This is a genomic window from Pseudomonas sp. B329 (assembly GCF_023127835.1).
Classification (GTDB): domain Bacteria; phylum Pseudomonadota; class Gammaproteobacteria; order Pseudomonadales; family Pseudomonadaceae; genus Aquipseudomonas; species Aquipseudomonas synxantha_A.
Map to the genome: position 1 here is coordinate 193678 of NZ_SPKP01000011.1, position 15165 is coordinate 208842.

General features: G+C 59.9%; 13 protein-coding genes. 7 read left to right on the top strand and 6 right to left on the bottom strand.

Annotated elements, in window-relative coordinates:
- Nucleotides 1-97: 97 nt before the first annotated feature.
- Nucleotides 98-532: a MarR family transcriptional regulator gene (locus E4P00_RS07315; protein WP_003193007.1), complete on the bottom strand. Its 435-nt coding sequence runs from the start codon at nucleotides 530-532 to the stop codon at nucleotides 98-100.
- Between the two features lie 121 nt (nucleotides 533-653).
- On the bottom strand, nucleotides 654-2783 hold the full coding sequence (recQ, locus tag E4P00_RS07320; protein WP_248131051.1) for a DNA helicase RecQ: 2130 nt from the start codon (nucleotides 2781-2783) through the stop codon (nucleotides 654-656).
- Between the two features lie 275 nt (nucleotides 2784-3058).
- Between recQ and E4P00_RS07325 the strand changes: the two genes are divergently transcribed.
- The 3 genes from E4P00_RS07325 (at nucleotide 3059) to E4P00_RS07335 (ending at nucleotide 7639) form a co-directional block, all read left to right on the top strand.
- Nucleotides 3059-3646 carry a YecA family protein gene (locus E4P00_RS07325; RefSeq protein ID WP_005790129.1) on the top strand — a complete coding sequence of 196 codons (588 nt, stop codon included), beginning with the start codon at nucleotides 3059-3061 and terminating at the stop codon, nucleotides 3644-3646.
- Nucleotides 3647-3666: 20 nt separating this feature from the next.
- Nucleotides 3667-4050: a YbaN family protein gene (locus tag E4P00_RS07330; RefSeq protein ID WP_032803663.1), complete on the top strand. Its 384-nt coding sequence runs from the start codon at nucleotides 3667-3669 to the stop codon at nucleotides 4048-4050.
- Between the two features lie 118 nt (nucleotides 4051-4168).
- The gene (locus E4P00_RS07335) at nucleotides 4169-7639 is read left to right on the top strand and encodes a PAS domain-containing hybrid sensor histidine kinase/response regulator (protein WP_248131053.1); all 3471 of its coding nucleotides are present in this window, start codon (nucleotides 4169-4171) and stop codon (nucleotides 7637-7639) included.
- A gap of 61 nt (nucleotides 7640-7700) precedes the next feature.
- Here the strand turns inward: E4P00_RS07335 and rmuC are convergent, their stop codons facing one another.
- Complete coding sequence (gene rmuC, locus E4P00_RS07340; RefSeq protein ID WP_177464428.1) at nucleotides 7701-9065, bottom strand: DNA recombination protein RmuC; 1365 nt, start codon at nucleotides 9063-9065, stop codon at nucleotides 7701-7703.
- A gap of 175 nt (nucleotides 9066-9240) precedes the next feature.
- Nucleotides 9241-9564, bottom strand: a complete 324-nt coding sequence (locus E4P00_RS07345; RefSeq protein WP_032880044.1) for a hypothetical protein — start codon at nucleotides 9562-9564, stop codon at nucleotides 9241-9243.
- Nucleotides 9565-10021: 457 nt separating this feature from the next.
- On the opposite strand from E4P00_RS07345, the gene E4P00_RS07350 reads away from it, so the two are divergent.
- The 4 genes from E4P00_RS07350 (at nucleotide 10022) to E4P00_RS07365 (ending at nucleotide 13176) form a co-directional block, all read left to right on the top strand.
- Nucleotides 10022-10327: a hypothetical protein gene (locus E4P00_RS07350; RefSeq protein ID WP_216091913.1), complete on the top strand. Its 306-nt coding sequence runs from the start codon at nucleotides 10022-10024 to the stop codon at nucleotides 10325-10327.
- A 442-nt stretch (nucleotides 10328-10769) separates the two neighbouring features.
- The gene (locus E4P00_RS07355) at nucleotides 10770-10994 is read left to right on the top strand and encodes a hypothetical protein (RefSeq protein ID WP_005790139.1); all 225 of its coding nucleotides are present in this window, start codon (nucleotides 10770-10772) and stop codon (nucleotides 10992-10994) included.
- 275 nt (nucleotides 10995-11269) lie between these two features.
- On the top strand, nucleotides 11270-11752 hold the full coding sequence (locus tag E4P00_RS07360; RefSeq protein WP_078821982.1) for a hypothetical protein: 483 nt from the start codon (nucleotides 11270-11272) through the stop codon (nucleotides 11750-11752).
- Nucleotides 11753-11898: 146 nt separating this feature from the next.
- Nucleotides 11899-13176: an outer membrane protein transport protein gene (locus E4P00_RS07365; protein ID WP_005790143.1), complete on the top strand. Its 1278-nt coding sequence runs from the start codon at nucleotides 11899-11901 to the stop codon at nucleotides 13174-13176.
- Between the two features lie 65 nt (nucleotides 13177-13241).
- Here E4P00_RS07365 and E4P00_RS07370 read toward each other — a convergent pair whose 3' ends face one another.
- Nucleotides 13242-13793, bottom strand: a complete 552-nt coding sequence (locus E4P00_RS07370) for a redoxin domain-containing protein (RefSeq protein ID WP_005790144.1) — start codon at nucleotides 13791-13793, stop codon at nucleotides 13242-13244.
- 150 nt (nucleotides 13794-13943) lie between these two features.
- A complete protein-coding gene (locus E4P00_RS07375; RefSeq protein WP_164365808.1) occupies nucleotides 13944-15143 on the bottom strand; it encodes an MFS transporter in 1200 nt (399 codons plus the stop codon).
- Between the last annotated feature and the right edge of the window lie 22 nt (nucleotides 15144-15165).

Here is a 15165-nt window from a genome sequence, read left to right on the forward strand (position 1 = left end):
GCTCCCGATGGCGGGGTATCAGTCAACAATTCTGTAGCTGGCCCACCGCAATCGGGAGCAAGCCCCCTCCCACATTTGGTTCTCGGCGAATTGGGAGTCAGGACTTTTCCAGGTTCGCCAGAATGTGCTCGTGCACACGCATGCACACGCGCAGATCCTCTTCATTCACCCCAACGAACAGCTCATGGCGCAAGGCCGTGGCGATGGTCTCGATCTGGTCGATCAGCGGTTGAGCGGTATCACACAACAAAATGCGTTTGGCGCGGCGGTCTTCCACCACGGCCTGGCGTTGCACCAGGCCCTGGCCTTCCAGGCTGTCGAGCAGGCGCGCCAAGGTCGGCCCTTCGACGCCGACACTTTGTGCCAGTTCACGTTGGGTAGGTGCTTCGACAAAACGGGCCAGATGCAGCAGCACCAGCCAGCGCGCCTGGGACAACCCTAGCCCCGCCAAACGACGGTCCAGCTCGGCGCGCCAACCTCGGGACATTTGCGCCAACTGCATGCCAAAACGGTGTTGATCGGTTAACGGCATAAAAAACTCATGTTTAAGACTGAAAATAAAGTGTGGCTAATTATTAGTCAGCTAAGCATGAGCCATGCCAGTAGGCAAGGCCCGGTATGTACTGATTCGTTACATTGTCGTAATTGCCACACTAAATTTCGAATTCCGACTGCAAAGCGGCACGCACGCAGTACAAAACACCCTCGGGAACACGCCCGGTGAACAACGGAGCGATCTCCACTACAGGTGGCAATTCGCCTTCTCCGTCGAGGAAGGCATCCTGGATTTCGCCGAGTAAATCCTCAGGCAAATCAAGGGCCTGCTCCAGCGACAACTGTTGCTTGCCAATGGCTTCGGCGAGCAGGGTATACACATTTTTTTCCGAGCATTGCAATTGGCCAGCGATCTGGATCGGGGTCATGCCAGCGCGGGCCAGGCTGATCAGTTCGTGGCGAATATCGGCGATTTCCTTCGGCGCTTCTGCCTGGCCGCCGAGCACTTCGAGGAAGGCCTGGCCGTAACGCTCCAGCTTGCGCGCACCCACGCCACTGACCCGAGCCATCTCGGCCATGGTGGTTGGTTGCTCGCGGAGCATTTCCAGCAACGTGGAGTCGGGGAAGATAACGTAGGGCGGCACGCTGTGTTCCTGCGCCAATTTGCGCCGCAGGGTACGCAACGCCTCCCACTGCTCGCGCTCCTCGCCCCGCACCAACTGGCTGGCCTGGCTGGTGCTGCTGCTTTTGGCGCTGGCCTGCGGCTTTAGGTCGCGGCGCAGTTCCAGGCTGACTTCACCCTTGAGCAACGGCCGGCAACTGTCGTTCAGGCGCAGCCCGCCATAGCCTTCGATATCAATGTCGACGAGGCCACGGGCAACCATCTGGCGAAACAGCGAACGCCATTCGCCCTCGGCACGGGCCTTGCCGACGCCATAGACCGACAGTTTTTCGTGGCCGAAGCTACGAACTTTTTCATTGTCCTTGCCGAGCAACACATCCACCAGATGGCCCACGCCATAGCGCTGGCCAGTGCGATAGATCGTCGACAACGCCTGGCGCGCAGGCTCGGTAGCGTCCCAGGTTTGCACGCCGTCGATGCAGTTGTCGCAGTGGCCGCAGGGTTGCGGCATGTCTTCGTCGAAATACGCCAGCAGCGTCTGACGGCGGCAGCGGGTTTCTTCGCACAACGAAAGCATGGCGTCGAGCTTGTGCTGCTCCAGACGCTTGTGACGCTCGTCCCCTTCGGAGTTCTGCAGCATCTGCTTGAGCATCACCACGTCCTGCAGGCCGTAGACCATCCAGGCATCCGCCGGCAGGCCATCACGGCCGGCACGTCCGGTTTCCTGGTAATAGGCCTCAAGGGATTTGGGCAGGTCCATGTGCGCCACGAAACGCACGTTGGATTTGTCGATACCCATGCCGAAGGCGATGGTCGCCACCATGATCAGGCCTTCCTCGTTGAGGAAGCGTTTCTGGTGCGCAGAGCGCGTTTCATTGGGCAGGCCGGCGTGGTAAGGCAGCGCCGGGTAGCCTTGCTCGCACAGGAACGCAGCGACTTCATCGACCTTCTTGCGTGACAGGCAGTAGACAATACCCGCATCGCTGCGCCGCTCGGACAGGAACGCGAGCAACTGCTTGCGTGGCTGCTCCTTGGGTACGATGCGATAGAAGATATTCGGCCGGTCAAAGCTGGACAGGAAGCGCTCGGCATTCTGCAAATGCAGGCGCTCGACGATCTCTTCACGGGTACGTTTGTCGGCGGTGGCGGTCAGGGCGATGCGCGGCACGTCGGGGAACAGCTCCGCCAATTGACCAAGCTGCAGGTATTCGCGGCGGAAATCGTGGCCCCACTGCGATACACAGTGGGCTTCGTCGATGGCGAACAGGGCGATTTCAAGGCTCTGCAAAAAGTCCAACATGCGTGGCTGCACCAGACGCTCCGGCGCCAGGTACAACATCTTCACTTCACCGCGCTTGATTCGTGCGGCCAGGTCGCGCTGCTGCTCGGCGCTGAGAGTGGAGTTCAGGGAAGCGGCGGCGACGCCCAGCTCTTCGAGGGTGGCAACCTGATCGTCCATCAACGCGATCAGCGGCGACACCACCACCGCCAGGCCGTTGCGCAACAGCGCGGGTACCTGGAAGCACAGCGACTTGCCGCCACCGGTAGGCATCAGCACCAGGGCATCGCCGCCGCTGGCCACACGCTCAATGATCGCACCCTGGCGGCCACGAAAACTGTCGTAGCCGAAGATGTCCTTGAGGACGCGTTGAGCCTGCTCGAGCATGTAAAACTCCAAAATGGTGCCGAAATCCCTCTGTACAGGCTGGCCGAAAAAATACGCTTTCACGGAAAATAATCCGTAAGCGAAGTTTTCCCGGATTGGCGCTAAGCCTGCAGGGGCATCACAAAACGCGGCAGTATACCCGAGCGTCATCGGCCAAAGGGCGCGACTGACGAATAGACGCCCGCTCTAAAACCGGGCAAATATGCCGTGCGGCTGGCCTGGGCGCTCAAGAAAGCCTAGAATTCAGCATCGTTTATTCCCAAGGTAGCCCTTCAATGTCCTTCGCTGAGCAACTAACCCGCCTGCAAGCCTTCCTCGACGCCGATGAGCTGCATGACGAGGCGCTGGACTACGTGGCCGCCCACGGCTACCTGACCGCCCTGTCGATCTGCTCCGAAACCGTCCCGGACCGTGAATGGATCGACGCGCTGTTCGCTGAAGAGCCTCATTACAGCGACGCCGCCCAGCGCGAAGAAATCGAATCCACCCTGATCGCCCTCAAGGCCCACATTGCGCGCCAACTGGCCTCCGACGAAGAGTTCGAGCTGCCATGCGACCTCGACCTGGGCGACGACCCGGATGACTCCGACCTGCGCGGCTGGTGCATCGGTTTCATGGAAGGCGTGTTCCTGCGTGAAGCCGCCTGGTTCGAAACCGCCGAAGAAGAAGTCAGCGAAATGCTCCTGCCGATCATGGTCGGTTCGGGCCTGTTCGAAGAAGAAGCAGAGTTCTCCGACATCGCCGCCGATGCCAACCTGATGGACGACATGATCGTGCAGATCCCGGAAGCCCTGACCGCGCTGTACCTGCTGTGCAACGCGCCTGACGAAAAACCGGCGATCCTCAAGCCACGTCACCACTGAGTCGCTTGCCCGTGGCACCCATGGGCAACCGCTCACTGCTCCTGCGCTACGTACTGCTGGCCATCGGCTGGCTGAGCGTAGCGCTGGGAGTGATTGGCATTTTCCTACCGGTATTGCCGACCACGCCCTTTCTACTGCTGGCCGCCGCCTGCTTCGCTCGAAGCTCCCCGCGGTTCTATCACTGGCTGGTGGAACACCCACGGCTGGGCCCATGGATTCGTGATTACCTGGATGGCAACGGCATTCCACTCAAGGGTAAGGTCTACGCCATCGGCCTGATGTGGCTGAGCATCGCGCTGTCATGTTACCTGGTGCCCTTGCCGTGGGCTCGCGGCTTCATGCTGACCAGCGCCGTGCTGGTGACGATCTACATCCTGCGCCAGAAAACCCTGCCCCCGCGCTGAACGCACCTGCGACATTAGATCCCACGCGACCTTGGTCGACACTGACTAACAACAGGCATCATGCGAGACTGTCCAACCGGGCCCGGAATGCCCGGGTGTTCTTATGCTCGGAGTTACCATGACGCTGTCCAGCGGGCTGATCGCCGCCGTTGCCCTGGCCTATATGGCCATTATGTTTGCCATCGCTTTTTACGGTGACCGCCGCCATGCGCCGCTGCCACCCCGGGTGCGTGCGTGGGTCTATAGCTTGTCGCTGGCGGTGTACTGCACCAGTTGGACGTTCTTCGGAGCGGTAGGCCAAGCCGCCGAGCAGCTGTGGGCATTTTTACCGATCTACCTGGGGCCGGTGCTGTTACTGGTGTTGGCGCCTTGGGTGCTGCAGAAGATGATCCTGATCAGCAAGCAGGAAAACATCACCTCCATCGCCGACTTTATCGCCGCTCGCTATGGCAAATCCCAATCCCTGGCGGTGGTGGTCGCGCTGATCTGTCTGGTCGGCGTGCTGCCCTATATCGCGCTGCAACTCAAAGGCATCGTGCTGGGCGTAAACCTGTTGATCGGCGCAGGCCCCGACACCACCGGTACCCGGGCTCAGGACACCGCCTTGATCGTGTCGCTGGTGCTGGCGCTGTTCACTATCGTGTTTGGTACGCGCAACCTCGATGCCACCGAACACCACCGGGGCATGGTGCTGGCGATTGCCTTTGAGTCTTTGGTCAAGCTGTTCGCATTTCTCGCGGTCGGCGCGTTTGTGACCTACGGCTTGTACGACGGTTTCGGCGATCTGTTCAGCCAGGCCATGCTCGCGCCGCGCCTGGAGGAATACTGGAAAGAAACGATCAACTGGCCATCAATGGTGGTGCAGACTGGCGTCGCCATGATGGCGATCATCTGCCTGCCCCGGCAATTCCATGTGACTGTCGTTGAGAACATTGACCCGCAGGACCTGCGCCTGGCCAAGTGGGTATTTCCGGCGTACTTGATCCTCGCCGCGTTGTTCGTGGTACCGATCGCCCTGGGCGGAAAAATGCTGTTGCCCGGTTCGGTGCTGCCCGACTCCTACGTGATCAGCCTGCCGATGGCCCAGGCCCACCCGGCCCTCGCCGTACTGGCGTTCATCGGCGGGGCTTCGGCAGCCACCGGCATGGTCATCGTGGCCAGCATCGCGTTGTCGACCATGGTCTCCAACGACATGCTGTTGCCGTGGTTGCTGCGCCGCTCCAGCGCCGAGCGGCCGTTCGAAGTGTTCCGCCACTGGATGCTCTCGGTACGCCGGGTGAGCATTGTGATCATTCTGCTGCTGGCGTATGTGAGCTACCGTCTGCTGGGCTCGACTGCCAGCCTGGCCACCATCGGCCAGATCGCTTTTGCCGCCGTGACCCAACTGGCCCCGGCGATGCTCGGTGCGCTCTACTGGAAGCAGGCCAACCGGCGCGGTGTATTTGCCGGCCTGGCCGCCGGTACATTCCTGTGGTTCTACACCTTGGTCCTACCGGTGACGGCGAAAAGCCTTGGCTGGTCGCTCAGCCTTTTCCCCGGCCTGACCTGGATGCACTCCCACCCATTCGGGCTGTCGGTGACGTCGCTGACCTTGGGTACAGTGTTCTCCCTGGCGGGTAACTTCACCCTCTTCGTCTGGGTATCGATGCTGTCGCGCACGCGAGTTTCCGAGCACTGGCAGGCCGGCCGGTTTATCGGCCAGGAAATCAACCAGCGCGCCAATGCTCGTTCCATGTTGTCGGTGCAGATCAGCGACCTGCTCAGCCTGGCTGCACGTTTCGTCGGCGAAGAACGTGCCCAGCAGAGCTTCATTCGCTTTGCCTATCGCCAGGGTAAAGGCTTCAACCCCAACCAGAATGCCGACAACGATTGGATCGCCCATACCGAGCGTTTGTTGGCCGGCGTACTCGGCGCCTCCTCGACGCGGGCAGTGGTGAAAGCCGCGATTGAAGGCCGGGAAATGCAGCTGGAGGACGTAGTACGCATCGCCGACGAAGCCTCCGAGGTGCTGCAATTCAACCGCGCCCTGCTGCAAGGCGCTATCGAGAACATTACCCAAGGCATCAGTGTGGTGGACCAGTCGCTCAAGCTGGTGGCCTGGAACCGGCGCTACCTGGAGCTGTTCAACTACCCGGACGGTTTGATCAGCGTCGGCCGGCCGATTGCCGACATTATTCGCTACAACGCCGAGCGCGGCCTGTGCGGGCCGGGTGAAGCCGAAGTGCACGTGGCGCGACGCCTGCACTGGATGCGCCAGGGCCGCGCGCACACCTCCGAGCGCCTGTTTCCCAATGGCCGGGTGATCGAGTTGATCGGCAACCCGATGCCCGGTGGCGGTTTTGTCATGAGTTTCACCGACATCACCGCGTTCCGCGAAGCCGAACAGGCACTGACCGAGGCAAACGAGGGCCTGGAACAGCGAGTGACCGAGCGCACCCATGAGTTGTCGCAGCTCAACGTGGCGCTGACCGACGCCAAAGGCGTGGCCGAATCTGCCAGCCAATCGAAGACGCGATTCCTGGCGGCGGTGAGCCACGATCTGATGCAACCGCTGAACGCCGCACGTCTGTTCTCCGCCGCCCTCTCCCACCAGCACGACGGCCTGTCCGACGAGGCGCGGCAACTGGTGCAGCATCTGGACAGCTCGTTGCGCTCAGCCGAAGACCTGATCAGCGACTTGCTGGACATATCGCGCCTGGAAAACGGCAAGATCAATCCACAACGCCAGCCCTTTGTACTCAATGAGCTATTTGACACCCTGGGCGCAGAATTCAAGGCGCTGGCCCATGAGCAAGGCTTGCGCTTCCGTTGGCGCGGCAGCCGCCTGCGAGTGGACAGCGACATCAAGTTGCTGAGGCGGGTGTTGCAGAACTTTCTGACCAATGCCTTCCGTTATGCCGACGGGCCCGTAATGCTGGGCGTACGTCGACGTCAGGGCGAACTGTGCCTGGAAGTATGGGACCGAGGCCCGGGCATTCCGCCGGACAAGCAAAAAGTGATCTTCGAAGAATTCAAGCGCCTGGACAGCCACCAGACCCGCGCCGAGAAGGGCCTGGGCCTGGGCTTGGCGATTGCCGACGGCCTGTGCCGCGTGTTGGGCCATCGCCTGAGCGTGCGCTCGTGGCCGGGCAAGGGCAGCGTGTTTAGCGTGTGCGTGCCGCTGGCGCGCAACCAGGCCAGCCCGCAGCCAAAAGCCGCCGTGGAGAACGGCCTGCCCCTGAGCGGTGCGCGGGTGCTGTGCGTGGATAACGAGGAAAGCATCCTGATCGGTATGCGCAGCCTGCTGACACGCTGGGGCTGCGAAGTCTGGACCGCCACCGACCAGGCCCAGTGCGCAGCGCTGCTGGCCGACGGTATGCGACCGCAACTGGCGCTGGTGGATTATCACCTGGACCACGGCGAAACCGGCACCGAACTGATGGGCTGGCTGCGAGCGCAATTGGCCGAGCCTATTCCCGGCGTGGTGATCAGTGCCGACGGGCGCCCGGAGATGGTGGCGCAGGTGCATGGGGCGGGGCTGGACTACCTGGCCAAGCCGGTGAAGCCGGCGGCGTTGAGGGCACTGTTGAGCAGGCACCTGCCCTTGTAAAAGGGTCGTGCGTGGTCAAAATGTGGGAGGGGCTTGCCCACTCCCACATTTGGCCCCAAGTCTATTCGGGGAGATGCGCCACGCCATCCGAATCTGTCATCGCTCGCTCCAGCAAATCCGCCGGAAGGCTCTTGCTGGCTCGGGCGCCGAGCAACCTTAACTGCTCGGTACGGCTGACCAGATTCCCACGCCCGTCCGTCAATTTGTTGCGCGCCGCACTGTAAGCCTTGTCCAACTGCTGCAGCCGGTTGCCCACTTCGTCCAGGTCCTGGATAAACAACACGAACTTGTCGTACAGCCAACCGGCACGCTCGGCGATTTCCCGGGCGTTCTGGCTCTGACGCTCCTGCTTCCACAGGCTATCGATCACCCGCAGGGTGGCGAGCAAGGTGGTGGGGCTGACAATCACGATATGGCGATCGAAGGCTTCCTGGAACAAATTCGGTTCAGCCTGCAAGGCCGCGGAAAAAGCCGCCTCGATCGGTACGAACAGCAGAACGAAATCCAGGCTGTGCAAACCTTCCAGGCGCTTGTAGTCCTTGCCGGCCAAGCCCTTGACGTGATTGCGCAAAGACAGCACATGCTGCTTCAACGCCGCCTGGCCAATCACTTCGTCATCCGCCGCCACGTACTGTTGATAGGCGGTCAAGCTGACCTTGGAGTCGACCACCACCTGCTTGTCACCCGGCAACATGATCAGCACGTCCGGCTGGAAGCGCTCGCCATCCGGGCCCTTGAGGCTGACCTGGGTCTGGTATTCGCGGCCTTTTTCCAGGCCTGCGTGTTCCAGCACCCGCTCAAGAATCAGTTCCCCCCAGTTGCCCTGGGTTTTCTGCCCCTTGAGGGCGCGGGTCAGGTTGGTGGCTTCGTCCGACAGGCGCAGGTTCAGTTGCTGCAGGCGCTCAAGCTCCTTGGCCAGGGAGAACCGCTCACGGGCTTCGTTTTGATAGCTTTCTTCAACGCGCTTCTCGAAGGACTGGATGCGCTCCTTGAGCGGGTCGAGCAACTGGCCCAGGCGTTCCTGGCTGGTTTCGGCGAAGCGCTGTTCACGCTCGTCGAAGATTTTACCGGCAAGCTCGGCGAACTGCGCACGCAGCTCGTCCCGTGAGCCTTGCAGGTCAGTGAGGCGCTGCTGATGGCTCTCCTGTTGCTCGCGCAATTCCGCGCTCAGGGCTGCGGCCAAGGCGTCGAGACGGCGCAGTTCGGTTTCCTTGGCGCTGCGATCGAGGTTCCAGGCATGGGCGGCATCGCGGGCGTTATCGCGGTCGATCTGCAACAGTTCGACTTCGCGACCCAGTGCCGCCAGGTCGGCTTGTTTGGCGGCGTTGGCCTGGCTCAGGTCGCTGATTTCATCGCGACTGGCATCCAGCTGGGCGGCGAGCCCCTCTTGGGCCAGTTGCGCGTTTGCCAGGCGTTCTTCCAGCAGTTCCCACCCGGTGTTGCGCGCGTTCAAGCGCCGCTGAATCTGCCAGCACAGCGCCAGTAACGGTACGGCTGCGCCAACGAGCCCCAAGGCAATACTGGTCCAGTCAAAAACCATAGCCATTTCTGCCATCACCAAAAAAGATCAAGGGTAACCAAGCACAGGGCCCGAAGACAGCTCAGTCTTCGACCTGGCGCAGTTCACTCTGGGCGCGACGATCGCCGGCGCGAGCGGCCGAGCGTAATAGATCATGACCAATGCGCCGGTCACGTGCGTTTCCGCACTCGCGGCACATCAGCTGGCCGAGACGACTCTGTGCGGCCACCACGCCTTCCCGGGCAGGCTGCTTGAGCAAACGCCCAGCGAAGTGCTTGACGTTGCGGCTCTGGCCCAGACGCGGGCTGTCGAGCAGCCACAGAGCGACCTTCAAGGAAAAACGCTTGGGTGCGGTAACAGTTTGAGTAGTGTCGGTAACAGAAGGTGATACTGAGCGAAACTTCATAAAGCACTGTGGGACAGAACGGAAGGCGCGCCACTCTACTCTTTTTTTCGTACAGGTAAAGCTGAAAAAAACCTGCACGCCCGTCCTAGAGCAAGCGCTTGGGACAATCCACAGAAGCTGTGGATAACTCAGTGGACAACCCTCCTTGAACTCGCGCAAAGGCCCATGGAACGGGGCCCCCGGTCAAACTGACGATTTTTTCACCAATAAAAAAAAGCCAGATTTTTCATTGACTTAAATTTTGATTACAGGCAAATGGGCGCCCTTCGCGGTGAGTGGCAGGAGGGTTACACATGCCGCAACCAATGTGCACAAGTAACTATTCAAGGGTTATATCGCCGGCGTTTTTTGATTCAACACGCGTTAAACATGTTACTGCCAGGACAAACCCGGGGGCTTTTCAAATCTGTCCCGGCTCGCCACACTGCGCCACCGTCAACGCAACTCTGTAGGGCCGATGAAAGGAATTCTGCTTTTCGCCATGCTGCTGTTGGCCATCTGCGCGACATCGTTGGGAATCAATGCAGCGCTACCCTCTCCGGACGGCGCGTTGTTCGCTATCGCGATTTTGCTCTCGGCCGCCTTTACCGCCGCGAGCCTGTGCATCGAACTGAGTGACGGCCGGATCAATGATCTTCACGAGGTCATGAAACTGATCGAGACCGGCCAGTCCTTGCGCCTGACGCTCGCCGCTTACGCACTGGGCTGCGCCCTGGCTGCGTCTATGACCGTATTGGTCTATCGTGGACTGCTCGGCGGCTGATTAAAATTTTTTACCAACCCCCTTCCCTTCCCTGCTTCATTCCGTTACTATCCGCGGCGTTAGTACCAAGCTGAAAGTCAATTCTGGTCGAACAAGTCCCCTGAACCACACGGGATCGACCACCTCGATGGTTTCCAGGTATCGCTTGCGACGACACTGCCTTTGAACAAGCAAAGGGTGTCGCGAAGTTTACATACTCTGACCGAACCAACCTGCAAATTGATCAGGATCTTCACCCCGGGCCCAGAACCTTTGCCCCTGTTGTGTTGCCTGCCCTCCTAAGTACCTACCTGCCAGCCCAAGCGCGCCTAAATTATTAGCGCTTCAAACTGGCTGCTTTGTTCCAGTCAGGTTCTTCGTTTGATCAATGGTGATCAGCGTTACTGGAACGTTTTAACGTTGCACGGTTCTTATCCGTGTCATTTGTAGGAACACCAATAATATGAACGCTCAAATCCACACTCAGGATGCCATTCGCACCCTCACTAACGCTTTTGCCCCAATGAACTGCCTGATCATGGCCGCTCGCAAAGGCTGCTTCAGCTTCACCCTGGTCAATGAACACGGTATCGCTCGTCACAGCGAACGCCTGTACCCCGATCAATACTCCAGCGCAGAACCGCTGCAGGCCGTGATCGAGCGTACCCGTCAGGCACTGACTGCCTGATCGACCGAGTCGCTGAAAACAAAAACCCTGTCTGAAAAACAGGGTTTTTTATTGCCTGAAATTTGGCGCGGGCCGGTATTTACTAAGCACCGATAGATATAAACGTTATAACTGAATAGATAAGATGTTTTAAAAACAGTCCTTTACATCATGAATATGACACTACACTTCAACTCAAGCGGCATCGTCCGCTTGCGACGGGCCTGAGATCCGATTCACCGCTGCCAAGCCCTCCTTCTCAGGCTCGTCAACCCCATTTATGGACTGAGGCTTGTATGGGTATTGCCGCCAGCGAATTGTGTCGTTATGTGATCAGGCCGACCTTGACCTACCTCGGCTGCCATAACCCAACAGCCGAGTCCTTGTTACTGGGGATCGCCGCCAGCCAGTCAGAACTGGGGTCGGCCCTGCATGATCGGCGCGGCCATGGCCTCTATAGCATCACTGAACCCCGCCACCGTGCCCTCTGGGACGAATACCTGGCGCTGGACCCGGAACGCGCAAGCCTGGTGCGCGGGCTGGCCAGCCAACATGCGTTTCTGAGTGCGCCCCAGTTGGAGTTGACGGTAAACCTGCGATACGCCACGGCAATCGCCTGGCTGCTGGTAGAACAACATCGCCCAGCACTCCCCGCCCCAGGCGACGTATTGGCCATGGCGCGTATCTGGAAAGAAATATTCCACCCTCAAGGTCGGCTGCGGGATTTCACCCAAGCCTGGCAAACCTGTGTTCCAGCCATGAAACAGGTGATCTGCTGACCGGGTAAATTGCAAGATTCGGCAAAAAACAGCGAATCTGGTCGGATTGTCCTACAAAACCGCTCTATCTCCTGCATTACACCCTATAGCGCGATCGCAAATTTATTGTTACTTTCCGCTGCGGTGATCACCTCGGAGTTCTAATAATGAAAAAAGTAATGCTCAAGACCACACTTAGCCTCGCCGTTGCCATGGCATCCTCCCAACTATTCGCCAGCGGCTTTGCCCTGAACGAACAGAGCGTCAGCGGGATGGGTACTGGTTTTGCAGGTCGATCTTCTTCTGCCGATGATGCAAGCACTGTGTTCGGCAACCCTGCCGGTATGGCACGCCTGGAAGGTCAACAGATCACCGGCGGCGTTGCAGCCATTGATGCTTCTACTGATATCAGCGACGTCAGCGGCCGCTCCCGCGGCAGCAACAAAGGCGACATGGTGCCATTCACCGCCGTCCCTTTCGGTTTCTACACCAATAAACTCAACGATCAGTGGGCTGTCGGCTTCGGTGTCTATGCACCGTTCGGCCTGGTAACCGACTACGAAAGCGGCTTCCAGGGCCGTGGCTTTGGCAGCAAGAGTGAAGTGAAAGTCATCACCTTCCAGCCAACGGTCAGCTACGCCTTCAACGACCGTGTTTCCGTTGGTTTTGGCCCGACCATCAACCGCATCGCCGGCACCCTGGAATCAGACCTGACGCTGAACGCTCTCGCGCCAGACACCAACATCAAGATCAAGGGTGACGACACCGCGCTGGGCTTCAACATCGGCGTGCTGGTACAAGCCACCGATACCACCCGCGTCGGCCTGACCTATCACTCCAAGGTCAGCTACAAGCTGGACGGCCACACCGAAGTCACCGCACCAGCCGCGACCGCTGCCGCCCTGCGCAGCAATCGCTACGATGCGTCGCTGAAGATCGATACGCCTGAGTCCTACGACCTGTCGGTGACCCAAGACCTGACCGACGCCTGGAAGCTGTATGCAGGTGCAACCTGGACACGCTGGAGCCGCTTGAAAGACATCACCGTCAAGAACGACGGCGTGTCCGGCGCAACAGGCGGCGCGCTCGCCCCTGCCTTGGTAGGCACTATCAAGGAAGACCAGAACTGGCACGATACCTGGGCCTATGCCGTGGGTACTTCGTATCAGCTCACCAAGCAAGTGGTGTTGCGTACCGGCCTGACTTTCGACCAGTCGCCTACCAACAACACGGATCGTTCGCCACGCATCCCGACCGGCGACCGCACGATCTTCAGCCTGGGCCTGGGCTACGAGGTCATGCCGAACATGACCATCGACCTGGCCTACTCCTACCTGAAGGAAGAAGACGTCAAGGTTTCGCGCTCCAACCAATTGGCCAGCTACAACGCCAAGTATGAAAACAGTGCCAACGGTTTCGGCCTGGGCATGACCTACAAGTTCTAAACCGCGACCGTATAAAAAAGCCCCGCTCTCCTGTGAAGGAGGCGGGGCTTTTCAGTGGCTGGTTATCAGGGTTTGGATGCTATCGCCTGCTCGACCGCCTTGATCAACTCCGGGCTGTCCGGCTTGGTCAGGCTGGAAAAGCTGGCGACAACATTGCCCTGGCGGTCAACCACGTACTTGTAGAAGTTCCACTTCGGCGCCGCGTCGGCCTGCTCGGCAAGGACCTTGAACAGATGCACCGCATCCGGCCCCTTGACCTTCTGCGGCTCGGTCATGGTGAAGGTCACGCCATAATTCACGTAGCAGACCTTGGCGGTCTCCTCCCCGGTCTTGGCTTCCTGCTTGAAGTCATCGGACGGCACGCCAATCACTTCCAGGCCTTCGCCCTTATAGCGTTGATATAAGCCTTCCAGGCCCTTGAACTGCGGGGCAAAGCCGCAGAAGCTCGCCGTATTGACGATCACCAAGGGTTTGCCAGCGAATTGCTGGCACAGGTCAATGGATTCCTTGGCCCGCAGTTTGGGCAATTGGCCCGTAAGCAGCGACGGGCAGCTGGCGGCCATGGCCACGCTGCCAACAGCCATGAGGACGGGTACAGCGAGCCAGCGCATCAACATGATCAAAGTCCTTGAGTCAGTTCAGGCATTGAACTTAACAGATCGCCATGCCCAGTTGCATCAACGCCAGGCCACCTTGCTGCCAACCCCACCAGGCCAGTAGCAACAGAAGCAACCCTGCCGCCATCACCATCAAGCGCACCGCTACCCTCATGCCGCCTCCATCTGCGCCTGCACACGCGCCACTGGCCGCTCACGCACCGGCCAGTTCAAGGCCGCGGCGAGCAGGCTGAGCAGAATCGCCACCTGCCAGATCAAATCGTAGTTGCCGGTTCGATCATAGACTACCCCGCCCAGCCAACCGCCGAGGAACGAACCGAGTTGATGGAACAGGAACACAATCCCGCCGAGCATCGAAAGGTTGCGTACGCCAAACAACGTCGCGACGGTGCCGTTGGTCAGCGGCACGGTGGACAACCACAGAAACCCCATCGCCATGCCAAACAGATAGGCCGTCACTTCAGTGACTGGCGCCCACAGGAACAACACAATCACCACCGCCCGCAGCAGGTACAGGCCGGTCAGCAAGCGCGGCTTGGACATGCGCCCGCCCAGCCAGCCAGCGGTATAGGTGCCGAACACATTGAACAGACCGATCAAGGCCAGCACCGTGGTGCCCACCGTGGCCGGCAGATGTTGGTCGACAAGGTACGCCGGCAAGTGCACACCGATAAACACAACCTGGAACCCGCACACAAAAAAACCAAAAGACAGCAGCCAGAACCCGGAGTGAGAGCAGGCTTCCTTCAACGCTTCGCGCAGGGTTTGCTGACCGACCGTGACCGGCAACGGCCGGTCCTTGAGCATGGCAACCAGCGGCAGGATCAACGCCACCATCAAGCCCAACGCCAGCAACGCTGCGGACCAGCCCAGCCAACCGATCAAGCCGAGAGTGCCGGGCACCATGGCGAACTGGCCGAAGGACCCGGCGGCGCTGGCAATGCCCATGGCCATGCTGCGTTTTTCCGGCGGTACGGCGCGACCGACCACACCGAGAATCACTGAAAACGAGGTACCGGACAGGCCGATGCCAATCAGCAAGCCTGCACTCAGGGACAATGACCACGCGGAGTCGGACATCCCCATCAGCACCAGGCCCACGGCGTACAACACGCCGCCGACAAACACCGCTCTGGTTGCGCCGAAACGGTCGGCCAAGGCGCCGGTAAACGGCTGCGCCAGGCCCCAGATCAAGTTCTGCAAGGCAATGGCGAAGGCGAAGGTCTCACGCCCCCAGCCGAATTCGCTGCTCATCGGCGCCAGAAACAGGCCGAAGCCATGCCGTACGCCCAAGGACAACGCCAGGATCAGCGCACTCCCCACAAGGATCCAACCGCTGGTGCGCCACATCGAGGTCATTTTTTATTCTCCG